We start from the raw sequence: 14260 nt of genomic DNA on the forward strand, positions 1-14260 counted from the left end.
TCATCGCGTGGCCTGCGCCAGCGGCGCCGCTGCAACGGTCCGCTGCGCCTTCTTGCGATAGAGCAGCCGGTCGGCCTGCTCCAGAAGCTCGCCGTGGTCCCAATGCGCGGCGCTGGCCATCGAGATGCCGATGCTGATCCCGACCGAGACGGCAATGCCGCCCTTGCCGATGTCGATGGGCTGGCGCACCGCCTCGGACAGGCGCTCGGCCATCTGCTCGGCCTCGCGCATCTCGTCGCAGGGCATGAGCACGGCGAATTCGTCCCCGGCCCAGCGGGCGGCGACATCGGCATCGCGCACGCAGCGATTCAGCCGGGCGGCGATCTCCTTCAGCACGACATCGCCGGCGGCATGGCCGAAATTGTCGTTGACGGGCTTGAACTTGTCGAGATCGCCGAACAGCAGCGCCAGGTCGCGGCGCGTGCCGTCCCGCGCCGCCAGCATGGCCAGCAGCCGCTTGTTGAAGCCGGCGCGGTTCAGAAGCCCGGTCAGCGGGTCGGTCTCGGCCGCGCCCTGCAGGGCCAGGTGGCGGGCATAGGCCTGGGTGGCGTCCTGGAACACCACGACGCCGCCGATCGGCTGCCCGTCGGGGTCGCGCACGACCGAGGCCGAGCTGCTGATCGGGATGGCCTTGCCCTCGCGCGAGCGCAGCAGCACATGCGCGGCCGCAGCCCGGCCGGGCCAAGCCAACGGCGTGACGGTCAGGCGCTCGCCCTCGGCCGTTTCCAGCGGCATGACCTGGGACAGCGGGCGGTTGCCCAGCGCGGTCCAGCCGGTCATGCGCTCGGCCGCCGGGTTCATCCACGAGACATGGTCCTGGTTGTCGGTGGCGATGATGCCGTCGCCGACCGCGTCGAAGGTGGCGCGCAGGATCTCGCCCTGGCGATGCACCTGCGCCAGGGCCTGCATCAGCTGCTGCCGGCTGCGGTAAAGCTCCAGGAACAGGCCGACCTTGGACAGTAGGATGCGTTCGTTGATCGGCTTGCCGATATAGTCGATGGCCCCGGAATCGTAGCCCCGCAGCTGGCTGAATTCATCCGCGTTCGAGGCGGTCATGAAGATGATCGGCGTCTCGGCCGAGAACGGGCCGTCGCGCAGCAGCGTGGCGACCTCGAACCCGTCCATGCCGGGCATCTGCACGTCCAGCAGCACCAGCGCGAAACGGTGGTCCAGCGCCAGCGACAGGGCCTCGTTGCCCGATTGGGCGGTCATGATCTCGGCATCCATATGGCGCAGCAGGACGCGCATCGCGGTCAGGTTGGCGGCGATGTCATCGACGATCAGGATGCGGGGTCGCTCGGCCCCGGCGTCCGGATCGGGCGGGATGGGCTGGGTCATGGGATCCTTTCGTCTGGTGGCGGGAAGGGAAGGACAAGCGGCGGCCGCGGCTGCGCCGTCGGGCGATAGATCCACCGGCTGCCGGGCATCGGCGCGAAGCGCCCGCCCGCGCCGATGGGCGTTTCGCGCTGGCCTAGGCAAAGATGCCCGCCGCGGACCAGCGAATCCGAGAACAGCTCCAGCGCACGGCATTGCAGCGGACGTTCGAAATAGATCAGCACGTTGCAGCACAGGATCAGGTTCGCCTCGCAGAAGACGGCGTCGGTCGCGAGATTGTGGCGCACGAAGCTGATATGCGACATCAGGCGGCGCGAGAGCCGCATCTGGTCGCCCTGGGCTGTGAAATGCCGGGCGAGATCGCCAGTGCCGCCGCTGGCCCGATGGCGCGGCGCGGCCTCGCCGAGCTGGGCGGCCGGCACCAACCCGCGGGCCGCCTGCGCCAGGGCCCCGGCCGAAATGTCGCTGGCGAAAATGCGGCTGCGCGGCAGAAGCCCGGCCTCGTCCAGCAGGATCGCCATGGAATAGGCCTCTTGCCCGGCCGCGCAGCCGGCATGCCAGACGGTGATGGCCGGAAAGCTGCTCAGCGCGGGAAAGACCAGCCGGCGCAGCTCGCCCAGCGTGCCGGGCTCGCGGAACAGCTGGCTGACCGGGACGCAGAGCTGATCGACGACATAATCGATGCGCCGCGGGTCGCTGGCCAGCCAGTCGCGCAGCGCGGCCAGGCCGTCCAGATGCAGCCCGGCGCAGAGATGGCGCAGCCGCCGGCCCAAGGTTCCCAGCCGATACTGGCGGAAATCATGGCCGAAGTCGCGATAGACCCAGGCGGCGAAATCGGCGGCGTCATGCGGCATGGTCAAGCTGGGCCCGGATCTTGGCGATGAGCTGCGGCATGTCCACCGGCTTGGTCATGTAGTCCGAGGCGCCGGCCGCAAGGCAGCGGTCGCGGTCGTCCTTCATCGCCCGGGCGGTCAGCGCGATGATCGGCAGCCTCTCCCAGGCGCCGCCGGCGGCGCGGATGGCCTGCGTCGCCTCGTATCCGTCCATGTTCGGCATCATCATGTCCATCAGCACGACCTGGATGTCGGGATGGGCCTTCAGCTCGGCCAGGGCCTTTTGCCCGTCCTGGGCCAGCACCACCTCGCAGCCGCGCGCCCGCAGCACCTTGGCCAGGGCATAGATATTGCGCATGTCGTCGTCGGCCAGCAGCAGCTTGCAACCCAGCGGCGCGCCGTCGTCAGCCGTGGCAGGAGCGGTCGCCGGCGCGGGTTCCGGGGCGCTCTCGGCTGCGGCCGCGGCCGCCTGCGCCGGAGGCGGGGCCAGGAAGGCCTCGACCTCGTCCAGCAGCCGTTTCTCGGAATGCTCGCCCTTCAGCACGATGCTGTCGGTATGGGCCCGCAGGCGCAGGATCTCGTCGGGCTGGATGTCGCGGGCGGAATAGATCACGACCGGCGCGGCACGGCCGGTCTGCGCCAACCGCTCGAGCAGGTCGAAACCGGAAAGGCCCGGCAGGCCGATGTCCAGGATCACGCAGTCGAAATCCCGGCTCCGGCACAGCTCCAGCGCCTCTTCGGCGGTCAGGGCCGAGCGCGCCTCGATCGCCGCCCGCGCCATCAGCTGCAGCAGCGCCTTTTGCGTGCCCTCGTCATCCTCGACCACCAGCACCCGCCGGCCGCGCCCTTGCCGCGGCACCGGAGCCGGAGCCGGAGCCGGCGGCAGCGGCCGCAGGGCTTCGGCGGGCGTGCCGGCCTCGGCCGCGACCGGGATCTTCAGCCGGAAGACCGAGCCCTGGCCCAGCGTGCTTTCCACCGCCAGATCGCCGCCCAGAAGCATCGCCAGCTGGCGCGAGATCGCAAGCCCCAGCCCGGTGCCGCCGAACTGGCGATGCGTGCTGCCATCGACCTGCTCGAAGGGCTGGAAGATCGCCTCGAGCTTCTCGGCCGGAATGCCGATGCCGGTGTCCGAGACGACCATCGACAGGCTGCGGCCGCCGTCCTCGGGCGCCAGCCGCACCCGGACCTGGCCGGCGCGGGTGAATTTCAGCGCATTGCCGATCAGGTTGTTGGCGATCTGCTCCAGCCGGCCGGCATCGGTGTGCAGGATCTCGGGCAGGCCTTCGGCGCAGGTGATGGTAAAATCCACGCCCTTCTGCGCGGCCAGCGGGCGGAAGCCGTGCTCCAGCGTCTGGACCAGCTGGCGCGAGGCCATGGGCTCGCGATGGACCTCGATCTTGCCGGCCTCGATCTTGGACAGGTCCAGGATCTCGTTGATCAGCCGCAGCAGGCTGATGCCGCTGGCATGGATGACCTCGGCCGCCTCGATCTGGTCGGCTTGCAGGTTTTTCCCGGCATTCGCGGCCAGGTCCTGGGCCAGGATCAGCATGCTGTTCAGCGGCGTGCGCAGCTCATGGGACATATTGGCCAGGAAGCGCGACTTGAACTGGCTGGTGCGCTCCAGTTCCTCGGCCCGGGCCAGCGCCTCCTTCTGGGTCTCTTCCAGCTGGTTGGTGCGGCAGGCCAGCTCGGCATTGGTGGCCTGCAATTCCTCCTGCTGCGCCAGAAGCTCCTCCTCGGCGGCTTGCAGCTCCTCGGTCTGGCGCAGGCTCTGGGTCAGCAGCTCCCTGGTCTCGAGCGCGCGCTCCAGGTTTTCCAGCGGCCGCGCCACGATCTCGATGGCCTCTTGCAGGATGCGGCCATAGATGCTGGCAAAGGGCTGCAAGGCAGCGAATTCCATCACGCCGATCAGCCGGTCGCGCAGCAGCACCGGGGTCAGCAGCACCAGCTGCGGGCGGCCCTCGCCGGTGCCGGAATGCACCTTGACGTAATCGTCCGGCAGGCCCGAGAGGATGCGCACCCGGCGGTCGCGCGCGACCTGGCCGATCAGCCCCTCGCCCATGGCATAGGCATTGGGCGTGCCCGCCTCGGCGCGATAGCCATAGGTGGCAAAGCGCCACAGCTTGTCGCGCGCCGCGTCATAGGAAAAGAACACCGCCACCTCGGCGCCAAGCTCGCGCGCCAGCGCGCTGAGCGCCGCCTGGGCAAAGCCGCGCAGATCATCCTGGGCCTGCACGGCGGCCGAGAGCCGGGTCAGCGCGCCCCGGACCTCCAGATCCTCGGCGCGCGCCGCGGCGAGGTTGCGAAAGATCAGCAGCGAGCGGCCCATGGCGCCGATCTCGTCCTGGCGGTCCTGGAAGGGGATCGGCACATCGCGGCCGTCCTGCGCCAGCCGCCCCATCGCCATGGCCAGCTGGCGCAAGGGATGGCTGATGCGCCGGTGCAGGATCACGAAGGCCGCCAGCGCCGCCACCACCACGACCAGCGCAGCGACGGCGCCCATGTTGTGCATCCGCCGCAACGCCTGGTCGCGGTCCAGCCGGGCCTGCCGGAGCATGTCCTCGACCAGGCTCTTGAGCCGCGAAATCGACTCGGAGGCGATCTGCGTGCTGCCGCCCAGCGGCGACTGCGCCAGATAGCCGGCCAGCAGCGTCCCCGGCCTGACCCCCTTTTCCGCGGCGCGCGCCAGCAGCGGCAGCGCCTGCCGGTTCAGCCATTGCGTGCTGGCGGTCTGCACGGCGATGACGTCGGTCAGCGCCTGGGCATTGGGCGCCGGCAGCGACAGCAGCGTCTGCAGCGCGCGGTCCGCATCGCGGTTGGCCCTGTCGAAGCTGGCGCGCCCCTCCGGCGTGCGGACGATCAGGGCCTGGACCAGCGCGATCTCGCGCGCCAGCATGGCGCGCTCGGTCGTCTCGATGGCGGTCAGGCCGATGGTCACGTCGCGCACCCGGTCCTGGGCCGAGGTCAGGGTGCGGACGGCGGCATAGCCGAAGGCGCTGATCGTGCCCACGATCAGCACGAAGCACAGCATCACCAGGGCGAATTGCAGGCTGAGGGACAGGCTTGGGCGCCGCCGGTTCACGATGTCTTCTCCGTCCGTGGACCCGGCAGGCCGGGACGGGCCCGGGCCGGGAAATGCATGCGAAACCGGGATACGAGGAAAACAACAGGCCGCCGGCGGCGCGCGGGGTCAGTTCCCCGCCGCCGCCCGCAGGCCGCGCCGGGTCTCGGCGGTGGAAAGCGCGCTGTTCAGGCGGCGGAACTCGGCCAAGGCGCGGGGCTGGTTGCCGGCGTTCAGATAGGCATAGGCGCGCAGGACGCCGAGATCGCGGCGCAGCGAGCCGGTGACCTGCTCGATCGCATCGAAATAGCGGATGGCATCGCGAAAGCGGCGGGCCTTGTAGGCGGCGACGCCGCGCTGGTCCAGGATCTGGCGCTCGACGTCGACGCGCTGGCGGTGGTCGAAATCGGCAGTGGCGGCGATCTGCGAGGCCGGCTCGCTCATCCCCAGCTTCAGATAGGACAGCGCCAGGCCATATTGCGCATCGCGGCGCTGCTGGGCGTTCAGCCGCCCCGTCAGCGCCGCCTTGAAGTCGGCCATGGCGTCCATGGTCCGGTCCAGGTTGTAGACGCACCAGGCCCGCTCCAGCACCGTGCCGGCGGCCCGCGCCCCGGCGGTGCGTGCCGCGCATTGCGCCGGGCTTTCGCCGCGCCGCGCGCGCGGGACGGCATCGGTCTCGGCCCGCGGACTGCGGCGGGCGGCGGGCTGGGACGCGGGCTTGCTGGCGGGCTTCTCCGCCGCGGCCGCGGCCTTGGCCTGGGCGGCCGAGGGCGCGGGCGCCCCGCCGCGCCCGGCCAGCAGCCGTTGCAGCACGGCATCGAAGCGCCCCGCCTCGGCCGGGAAGCGGCTCGAGACCTGGGCGGCCATGCTGCGCAGCTCGGCCTCGCTGGCCACCGCATCGGCCTTTTCCAGGGTCGAGACCAGATCGCCCGGCGCGGTGCAGGCGCCCAGCACGGCGCGATAGGTCGCCAGCGCATCGGCCTTGGCCCCCGCCGCCGCCTGGCCCTCGGCGATGCGCCAGGCGTTGTTGACGCGGTCGCAGCGCAAGAGCCCCGGCGTCCGCGCCGCCACGCTGCGCGCCGCCGCGACATCGCCGCCGGTCAGGGCGCTGTCCAGCGCGCGCTGCCCCTCGGCCGTCTCCAGCTGCGCGGCCATGTCGGGCGGCGGGGTCCAGCCCGGATTGTCGCGCCGGGCGCGGGCCAGGGTCTCGCGCGCCTCGTCGGCCTGACCCGCCGCGATCTGGCGATAGAACTGGTCGATCTCGGCCTGCGGCACCGGCTCGGCCACCACCTTGCCGGGCTCGGCCGGGGGCACCCATTGCGGATATTTCAGCCGCAGCCGGCGCAGCTCGGCCTGGGCCGCGGCATCGTCGCCCTGCTGGACATAGATGTTCAGCGCCAGCAGCTCTTCGGGCGGCGGCGCGGATTGCGCCAGGGCCGCGCCCGCCGGGGCGGCGATCAGCAGGGTGACGAAAAGGGCGGATCGGATCATAGCGGCACGCATGTCGGATAGTGGGAAACCTGGGCCAGCAGCGCCATCATGTGCAGCGTCGCCGGATAATAGGGCTGGTCCTTGGCAAAGGGCCGCATGGCCGAGCCGACCCCGCCCGGGCCGGAACCGGCCGCGGCGCAGGCCGCCAGCGCCGCCACGGCGCCATAGCCGGCATGGGTGCTGCTCTCGATCACGGCGCCGCTGTCGGGCACGAGGACGACCGGATAGGGGCCGCCCGGCGGCGTCTTGCCCGCCGCCTGCGCAAAGCCGCGCACGGCCGGCGACGCGGCCTTGCCCGACCACAGCGCGAACAGCGGCACGCGGATCGATTCGTAGCCCGCGTTCTGCGAAAAGCCCGAGGGCGGCGGCACCTGCCCGGCCGGGCCGAAGGCCACCCAATCCGGCACCAGCCCGGCGCCCGCCAGCCCGTCGATCAGCCGCACGCCGTCATCGGCAAGCTGGGCGAGCTGCGGCGTGCCGGTCGCCTGCGCCAGCTCGCGCATCGCCCGCGGCATGTAATAGGACGGGTTGACCACCACCCGCGCGTCGCTGCGAAAGCCGGCGGCGGCGGGCAGGAACAGCAGCCGGCCATTGTCGCCCGGATGCGGCGCGGTGCAAAGCCGCAGCAGGTCGCGCGCGATCGCGCCGGCCCGCTCGGTCAGTTCGGGGCGCTGCTGGCGCGTGGCGGCGATCACCAGCCCCCAGGCCAGGAACAGGTCGCCGTCCGAGGCATTGTTGCGGTCCTGCACCTGCGGCGTTGCATCGGGCTGCCAGCGCCAGGCCATCAGCGCGTCGTCGCGGATGGCAAGGTTGCGCTGGGTCCAGTCCAGGATCGCGTCGAAGGCCGGCCGGTCGTCCAGCATCGCGGCCATGGCCAAGCCATAGCCCTGTCCCTCGGAATGGCTGGCGGCGTTCTGGAATCCGTCCACCACCCGCCCGTCCTGCGACAGGCAAAGCGATTTCCAGGCCTGCCACGAGGCGTCCAGCGGATGCGCGGGCTGGGCCGCGCCCTGCGTCGGGGGCGCGCCGGCCAATGCGGCGGCGCCAAGGCTCAGCAGAAGCGTCCGTCGGTTCATCAGCGCAACCTCCGCTTGCGGTAAACGATCACGATGGCGAGCGCCGGCAGGACCGAAAGCAGACCCAGCCCCAGGAGCGCGCAGGCGAACAGGAACGGCGACCACGAGGCGTAATTGCCCAGGATCGGAAACAGGTTCGCCGCCGTCACCGGCTCTTGCAGGCGCGGCAGTGCCACCGGGGACCAGAGCTGGCTGCTGCCGTCGTTTGACAGCAGCGCCGCGCCGCCATGGCCCTGCCCGCTGCTGCGCAGCGCGTCGAGCGCCCGGCCGATGCCGCGGATCTGCGCATCCGGGCCCAGGATCAGCCCCAGCGCCTGCGGCTGGTCTGGGTCCAGCACGATCAGCAGCGCATCGCCGCGCCGGCCGGCCAGCCAGTCCGACAGGTTTTCGCCCGAGGCCAGAAAGGCCGATTTCCCGATCCGGTCGCCCAGCCGTGTCAGCCAAGCCAATGGCGACCAGGATCGTGCCGGCTGGGCGGGGGGCTCGGGCGCGGCAGGCTCGGCCGCGCTCAGTCGGAAGGTGGGGACGGGCTGGGCCGGGGTGGCGGCGGGGGGCGGCGCGGGAAACAGCGCCTCTTGCAGGGCGCGCAGCGACACGTCGGCCAGCGCATTCGGCAGGGTGCTGAAATCCATCACCACCAGCGAGGCGGCGGGATCGGGTTGCGCCGCCGGGCGCAGGCTGGCGGCCAGCTGGGCAGCCGCAAGCTGCATCCGCGCGGGATCGGCGGCCTGCGGATCGGCCCTGACGCTTGGCGCGGACAGGCCCGTCAGCGTCGCCGCCAGCCCCGGCAGACGCATTGCGGGCGAGCGCGGCACCGTCAGGCTGCTGTCCCGGGCGATCACCAGCATGTCGGTCTGGCGCGGCGGGCAGGCGATATCGGGCGGGTTGCCAGGCACCATCATCTCGAAGCTGAGCCGGTTCACCCCGGCATGCAGCAGCCGGGCGGCAAAGCCCACCGGCAGGGGCGCCAGCAGCTTGCCGCCATCGCGGTCCAGCGGCAGCAGGCGCACGGTCTCGTCGTTCACCTTGACCAGCAGGATCGAGCCCTGCGGCAGGTTGGCGGCATGGCCGTAATGCAGGTCCAGCCGCGCTTTCTGATTGGCCAGAAGCAGCCAGTCGTCGGGCAGGCGGAACGGGATGTCCTGCCGGAAATAGCGGGTATTGCCGACGATGTCGCCCTGCCCCAGCTGGGCCAGCGTCGCCGGCTGGCCGGGGGCCAGCAACTCTGCATCCGCCTGCGGCGTCGTGGATGCCAGGGCCTGCAAGACCTCGGCCATGTCCGGCAGGGTGGCGTCGCGATAGGCGACGGCCATCACCGGCGCGCCGCTGCCGTCCAGGCGATAGTCCAGTTGCGGCGCCTCGGCCGGCACCAGCAGGACCGAGGCGCCGGGGCGCGGCGCCATGTCATAGGGGGTGCGGATCTGGATGAAAGCCCGGCCCTGCATCGCGCTGCCCAGGGCATCGGTCAGCTGGCGCAGCACGCCCGGATCGGTGCCTTCCGGCGCCAGCACGGTCAGCGGCAGGCCGGCGCGGACCTGCTGCTGCAGCGCCCGCGCGAAATCCTGCGCCGAGGCCGCCGCCCTGCCGGTCAGCACCGCGCCGCTGCGCGCCAGGTTCAGCTCGGTCCAGACGGCGAAACTGGCGTCAGGGCCGCAAAAGACGCGATGCGGCTGGCGCAGCGTGATGCCGATGCGGTTGACCCCCGGCTTCAGCGCTGCGGCGGGCAGGTCCACGGCCCGGAAATCGCCGAAGTTCCGCAGCGGCAGGTCCACCGGCGCGGCATCGTTCACCGTGACCTGCATCGCGGCCGTATCGGGCAGGATGTTGATGGCCGAGCGCAAGTCCAGCCGCAGCCCTTGCGCGGGCGCCGCATCCGCAGGCAGCTCCAGCGCCAGGGTGATCGCAGCCACCTCTCCGGTCAGGCGCAGGATGCCGGGCTGCGGCAGGCTGGCCCCCATGCGGATCTGGTCGGGCAAGGCGGAAACCGGCGCCAGGCCCGAGACATGCGCGGGCGCCGGCGTGGCTGCGGATTGCTCGGCCTTCTGGACCGCACCGTCGCGGATCGCCGGCGCGACCTCGATGGCGGCCGCTTCCGGCGGGCTGCTGCCCGCGGCGGCTTCGGGAGCGGCTCCGGATGTGGGCTCGGGCAAGACGATGTCCTGCGCCTGGACCGGACCCGAGAGCACCAGCACCGAAAGCAGCGCGGTAAGGCGCGCCATGCTCATCGCCGGGCCTCGATCTCGATGAAGTCCTCGATCGGGGCGGGCATGGACTGGCTGCGATGCTCGACCGTGTCGAAATCGGCGCCAAAGGCCATCAGATGCGCCGGCCGGGCCGTGCGATGCGCGCTTTGCGCGATGCGGCGGCGGCGGGCCGGCTCGCGCAGGAAATCCCCCAGGGTGCGCGGGATCGAGGTCAGCATCAGCCCCAGGATATAGCCCAGCCCGGCGATCAGCCCCTTGCCGCGCCGGGTTTCCTCGCGCTGCGCGCGCCAGACCTCGCTGTCGCCGAAGATCATCTGCGCCACCGCCTCCTGCACGGCGACGGGCTGGTCGCCGACCAGGCGCAAGCCCAGGACCGTGCCCTCGCCCGCGCTGCTGGACAGCGCCAGCACCACCGCCCGCACCTCTTGCTCCAGATGGGGGGCATTGGCGAAGACCGGGCGAAAGGCGATCTCGTCGCCCTGCCGCACCATGACCGCGCCCACGCCACGCGGGGCGTGATCCAGCCGCAGGCTGGCGCCGCTGGTCGAGACGTCCTGCACCGTCGCCTTGACCGGCGTCGCGCCCGAGCCGGCCCAGCTGGCCGTCGCCGGCAGGCTGAGGAACACGCGCGGCGCCGCGCGGCGCTGCTGCTTTTCCGAAACGGCGCGCAGCGACAGCGACACCATCAGCAGGTTGATGACCGCCCAGACCCCGACCACCGACAAGACGCTGCGATCGCCGGGAAAGGCGATCCAGCGGATCAGCAGCGCCGCCACCCCGGCCAGGGTCAGCAGGAACAGCCCCAGCAAGGGCTTGTAGATCGGCGAGATGTAATCCTCGGCCAGCGTCTCGTCCTTGGCGGTGACGTTGAACTTGGCGCCGCGCGGCTTCAGCAGGGTGCGGAAGATCGAGGTGGCGAGATAGGGCGCCTGGGCGATCTCGTAGACCTCGGAGATCAGCGGCCAGCGATAGCGCGAGAAGATGGCGTTCTGCACCAGCAGGACCACGGCCATGTAGCTGAGCACATAGGCCATCGCCTCCTGGAAGGTGGTGACGACGATCTCGACCCCGAAGAAAAGATAGGTCAGCGGCGCCAGGATATAGACCAGCCGGATCAGCGGAAAGAACCAGAAGGACATCGAGTTGATGTAGCACAGCCGCTGCAAGGGCCGCAGCCCGCGCCGGAACAGCGGGTTCTTCAGCACCAGCATCTGCACCATGCCCGAGGCCCAGCGGCCGCGCTGCTGGATGAAGGACACGAATGTCTCGGGTTGCAGCCCGGCGATCATGGCGCGGTCGAGGTAAAGGCTGCGCCAGCCCTGCGAATGGATCTCCAGCGCGGTCTCGGCATCCTCGGTGATGGTCTCGCCGGCAAAGCCGCCGACGCTGTCCAGCGCCTTCCTGCGGATCACCGCGGCCGAGCCGCAGAAGAAGGCCCCGCCCCAGCGGTCGAGGCCGCGATGGATCATGCCGTAGAACATCTCGTTCTCGGGCGGGGATTTCAGGCCCAGGTTGCGCTGGATCGGGTCGGGGTTGATGAAGTGATGCGGGGTCTGCACCAGGAACAGCTTGGGATCCTGGGTGAAATAGCCGACGGTGCGGGCCAGGAAATCGCGCGAGGGCACGTGGTCGGCGTCGAACACCACGACCAGCTCGCCGTCCAGCCGCGCCAGGGCCGCGCTCATGTTGCCGGCCTTGGCGTGCTCGTTCCGGGCGCGGGTCGAATAGATCACCCCCAGATCGGCGCAGAGCGCCTGCAATTCCGCCCGCCGCGCCCGCGCCCTGGCCGCCAGTTCGGGATCGGGTGCGTTGCAACGCTGGTCGGTGCCGCCATCGTCGCAAAGCACGACGCGGCGTTTCGAGGCCGGGTAGATCATGTTCTTGGCGGCCGAAAGCGTGATGCTGAGCATCTCGACCGGCTCGTTATAGGACGGCACCAGGATGTCGACGGTCGGCAGATGCTCGAGATCGACCTTGGGCGGCAGGCCGCGGTCCAGGGGATCGGCCGTGATGAAGCCGCCCAGGAAGAAGACCAGGATCGAATAGGTCTCGACCGCCAGCAGCAGGACGGCGCAGAGGAACGAGGTGTTCAGCCCCGGGTCGGGCAGCGTCGCGGTGACGCGCCAGAACCAGTAGCGCAGCACCACGATGCTGGCGACGCCGACCAGCGCCATGCGCGGCACGATGCTGCGCGCAAAGGGCTTCAGCAGCACGACCAGCGCCACGGCAAACAGGCCCAGCATCGCCTGCGCCGCGTCCGAGACCGGGATCGCGCTCAGCACGAAGACCGGAATCAGCAGCAGCAGCCACAGGCCCAGCAGCAGCGTCGCAGGCAGCTTGCGGCGCGTCATGGCCGGCCCCCGGGCACCGCCACCACGCTGGCCGAGGGCGCGGCCAGGGGCGACAGCAGCCGGCTGCTGCCCTGCGGATCGCGCGCGATGGGCGCGACGCCGATGCTGTCGGCCAGAAGCGGCGCCAGCGCCTGCTGCTGGTCGCCGGGCACGCAATTGCGCAGCATGATGTCCATCACCCCCGCATCGCCGGGCAACTGCCGCATGCCGGCGTTCAGCCGCCGCATCCCCAGCACGCAGGTGGCATCGCCGACCATGCGCGTCGCCCAGAAATAGGCGCCGACGCCGTCGTCGCCCTGCAGCAGGTCCCCCGAGGAGAGGTCCGCGAACGGCTGCGGCAAGCCGCCGAAGCTGTCCACCAGGCTTTCGAACCGCAGCCGTCCAAAGCCCGAAACGACATTGCGGCTGCGCAGCATGACCAGGTTATCCCCCGGAACCGCGGACGCATTCGCCAGGCCGATGCGCTGTTCAAGCCCGTTGCCCAGGTCGCGCTGCAGGACGCTGCGCATGTCAGGTGCGTTGATCCAGGCCTGCGCGGGCGAAAGGCTGGCAAAGGGCGTGCGCTCGCGAATCTGCTTGGGCGTCAGCGACAGCTCGCGCATGTCCGATACGCAGCCGGCCATGGCAACAAGCAGCGCGCCCAAGCCCATGGGCCTGCGCGCACAACGCAACATTCTGGTCAGGATCGGGACAGCTTTCATTAACATTCCTTGGCATGGCCCGCGCGGGGGCCTGCCATTCACTTCGAGCACGATGTAGGAATTGTTAACCAGAAACGATTTCGCGCTGAGATTGTGCGTTAATCATCGGCGAGGCAACCCGGTCCGCGCATTGGCTGCCGCTTGTCAGCCGATAGTTGCTGATTTGGCGCAGCGAGCCGGGGCTTGCCGCCGAAGCGGCAGGCGGCAAAGGCGGGAGAACGCTCGGTCGATGGCGAACTGCCGCGTGATGACAATCAGGCGCATTCCACGGGTCATGCCGATGAAGGGGACGCGGATCATCACCTTGCCGATCAACGGCATACGTCGATATCCGGCGAAGCGGGCATGACCCGCACGCCCGGACAGCAGGCGCCCGAGATCTCGTTGCCGCCAGTGTGGTCGACGGGGCAGCCATCTGCGCCAACGCGGTGGTCACCTCGAAAGGAGCGGGTTCCGGTCCGCGGTGCTGCCGCGGGTCAACCGTCCTTGCCCATCTCGTCCAGGATCAGGGCGTCGGGCTGCAGGATACGCAGGTATTTCCGCCCGGATTCGATGATGCCCGCGCGGCTGAGCTTGGCCAGCACGCGGCTGACCGCCTCGCGATTGGCGCCGATCATATTGGCCATTTCCGCATGGGTCGGCGGATCGGGCATCCTGTGCCCCGGCTCGAGCCCGCCGTCCTCCAGCGAGACGCGCAGCAGATAGGCGCGCAGCCGCTCCTCGACATCCAGCGAGGTCAGCTCGTGCACCCGTTCGGTCAGGTCGTGTATCCGCCGGACCAGCCCCTGGATCACCGCCTGCCGGACCAGCGGCTGCGTCTCCATCAGCCCGGTCAGCAGCGGACCCGGCATCTCCAGCAGCACGCAGGCCGTGCGCGCGTAGAGCGACAGCGAGCGCGGCGTCCCGGACAGCACCGAGAGCTCGCCGAAGGCGCTGCCCGCAGCGATCTCGCTATAGACGATCTCGCGCCCGCTCGGCGTCCATTGCACGGCCAGCACGCGCCCCGACAGGACGAAAAGCACGGAATTTCCGGGATCGCCCCGTTCGAGGATCAGCTGGCCACGGGCGACATGGCGGCGGCGCGAACCGGCCTCGATTCCGGCCAGAACCTCGCCCGGCAGCCCGACGAACCACGGCAGCTCGGCCAAATCCAGAATCCGCTTCATGCTTTCCCCTTACTCTTCAATATCTTGACCAAGAAGGCCAGG

At 70.5% G+C, this 14260-nt stretch carries 10 protein-coding genes; all 10 read right to left on the reverse strand.

From position 1 onward, the window contains the following. The 10 genes from E3D03_RS02905 to E3D03_RS02950 all read right to left on the reverse strand — a co-directional run bounded on the left by E3D03_RS02905 (window position 1) and on the right by E3D03_RS02950 (window position 14218). Window positions 1-1338 carry a diguanylate cyclase domain-containing protein gene (locus E3D03_RS02905; protein ID WP_263565731.1) on the reverse strand — a complete coding sequence of 446 codons (1338 nt, stop codon included), beginning with the start codon at window positions 1336-1338 and terminating at the stop codon, window positions 1-3. Continuing rightward, window positions 1335-2189: a CheR family methyltransferase gene (locus E3D03_RS02910; RefSeq protein ID WP_263565761.1), complete on the reverse strand. Its 855-nt coding sequence runs from the start codon at window positions 2187-2189 to the stop codon at window positions 1335-1337. Before E3D03_RS02910 ends, E3D03_RS02905 begins: the two co-directional genes overlap by 4 nt. Beyond that, window positions 2179-5250, reverse strand: coding sequence for a response regulator (locus E3D03_RS02915; RefSeq protein ID WP_263565732.1), 3072 nt, complete (start codon window positions 5248-5250; stop codon window positions 2179-2181). The genes E3D03_RS02910 and E3D03_RS02915 overlap by 11 nt, the downstream gene beginning before the upstream one ends. Window positions 5251-5358: 108 nt before the next feature. Continuing rightward, window positions 5359-6720 (reverse strand): hypothetical protein, encoded by a 1362-nt coding sequence (locus E3D03_RS02920; protein WP_263565733.1) that lies wholly within the window; start codon window positions 6718-6720, stop codon window positions 5359-5361. Next, window positions 6717-7796 carry a glycosyl hydrolase family 8 gene (locus E3D03_RS02925; RefSeq protein WP_263565734.1) on the reverse strand — a complete coding sequence of 360 codons (1080 nt, stop codon included), beginning with the start codon at window positions 7794-7796 and terminating at the stop codon, window positions 6717-6719. Before E3D03_RS02925 ends, E3D03_RS02920 begins: the two co-directional genes overlap by 4 nt. Further along, window positions 7796-10015, reverse strand: coding sequence for a cellulose biosynthesis cyclic di-GMP-binding regulatory protein BcsB (locus E3D03_RS02930; RefSeq protein ID WP_263565735.1), 2220 nt, complete (start codon window positions 10013-10015; stop codon window positions 7796-7798). Before E3D03_RS02930 ends, E3D03_RS02925 begins: the two co-directional genes overlap by 1 nt. 2 nt (window positions 10016-10017) lie before the next feature. Then, complete coding sequence (bcsA, locus tag E3D03_RS02935) at window positions 10018-12351, reverse strand: UDP-forming cellulose synthase catalytic subunit (RefSeq protein ID WP_263565736.1); 2334 nt, start codon at window positions 12349-12351, stop codon at window positions 10018-10020. Further along, entirely contained in the window at window positions 12348-12974 is a 627-nt protein-coding gene (locus E3D03_RS02940; RefSeq protein WP_263565737.1) for a hypothetical protein, read from the reverse strand. The genes bcsA and E3D03_RS02940 overlap by 4 nt, the downstream gene beginning before the upstream one ends. A gap of 222 nt (window positions 12975-13196) precedes the next feature. Beyond that, on the reverse strand, window positions 13197-13373 hold the full coding sequence (locus E3D03_RS02945) for a hypothetical protein (RefSeq protein WP_263565738.1): 177 nt from the start codon (window positions 13371-13373) through the stop codon (window positions 13197-13199). 155 nt (window positions 13374-13528) lie between these two features. Then, window positions 13529-14218 carry a Crp/Fnr family transcriptional regulator gene (locus tag E3D03_RS02950; RefSeq protein ID WP_062562514.1) on the reverse strand — a complete coding sequence of 230 codons (690 nt, stop codon included), beginning with the start codon at window positions 14216-14218 and terminating at the stop codon, window positions 13529-13531. Window positions 14219-14260: the final 42 nt, after the last annotated feature.

This window comes from Paracoccus sp. DMF (genome assembly GCF_004407025.1).
Taxonomy (GTDB): Bacteria; Pseudomonadota; Alphaproteobacteria; order Rhodobacterales; family Rhodobacteraceae; genus Paracoccus; species Paracoccus aminovorans_B.

What these genes read in the sequence shown, in the direction of transcription:
- E3D03_RS02925 (WP_263565734.1), bottom strand. Translation starts at nt 7,796, where the DNA reads ATGAACCGACGGACGCTTCTGCTGAGCCTTGGCGCCGCCGCATTGGCC.
- E3D03_RS02950 (WP_062562514.1), bottom strand. Translation starts at nt 14,218, where the DNA reads ATGAAGCGGATTCTGGATTTGGCCGAGCTGCCGTGGTTCGTCGGGCTG.
- bcsA (WP_263565736.1), bottom strand. Translation starts at nt 12,351, where the DNA reads ATGACGCGCCGCAAGCTGCCTGCGACGCTGCTGCTGGGCCTGTGGCTG.
- E3D03_RS02945 (WP_263565738.1), bottom strand. Translation starts at nt 13,373, where the DNA reads ATGCCGTTGATCGGCAAGGTGATGATCCGCGTCCCCTTCATCGGCATG.
- E3D03_RS02940 (WP_263565737.1), bottom strand. Translation starts at nt 12,974, where the DNA reads ATGGCCGGCTGCGTATCGGACATGCGCGAGCTGTCGCTGACGCCCAAG.
- E3D03_RS02910 (WP_263565761.1), bottom strand. Translation starts at nt 2,189, where the DNA reads ATGCCGCATGACGCCGCCGATTTCGCCGCCTGGGTCTATCGCGACTTC.
- E3D03_RS02905 (WP_263565731.1), bottom strand. Translation starts at nt 1,338, where the DNA reads ATGACCCAGCCCATCCCGCCCGATCCGGACGCCGGGGCCGAGCGACCC.
- E3D03_RS02920 (WP_263565733.1), bottom strand. Translation starts at nt 6,720, where the DNA reads ATGATCCGATCCGCCCTTTTCGTCACCCTGCTGATCGCCGCCCCGGCG.
- E3D03_RS02930 (WP_263565735.1), bottom strand. Translation starts at nt 10,015, where the DNA reads ATGGCGCGCCTTACCGCGCTGCTTTCGGTGCTGGTGCTCTCGGGTCCG.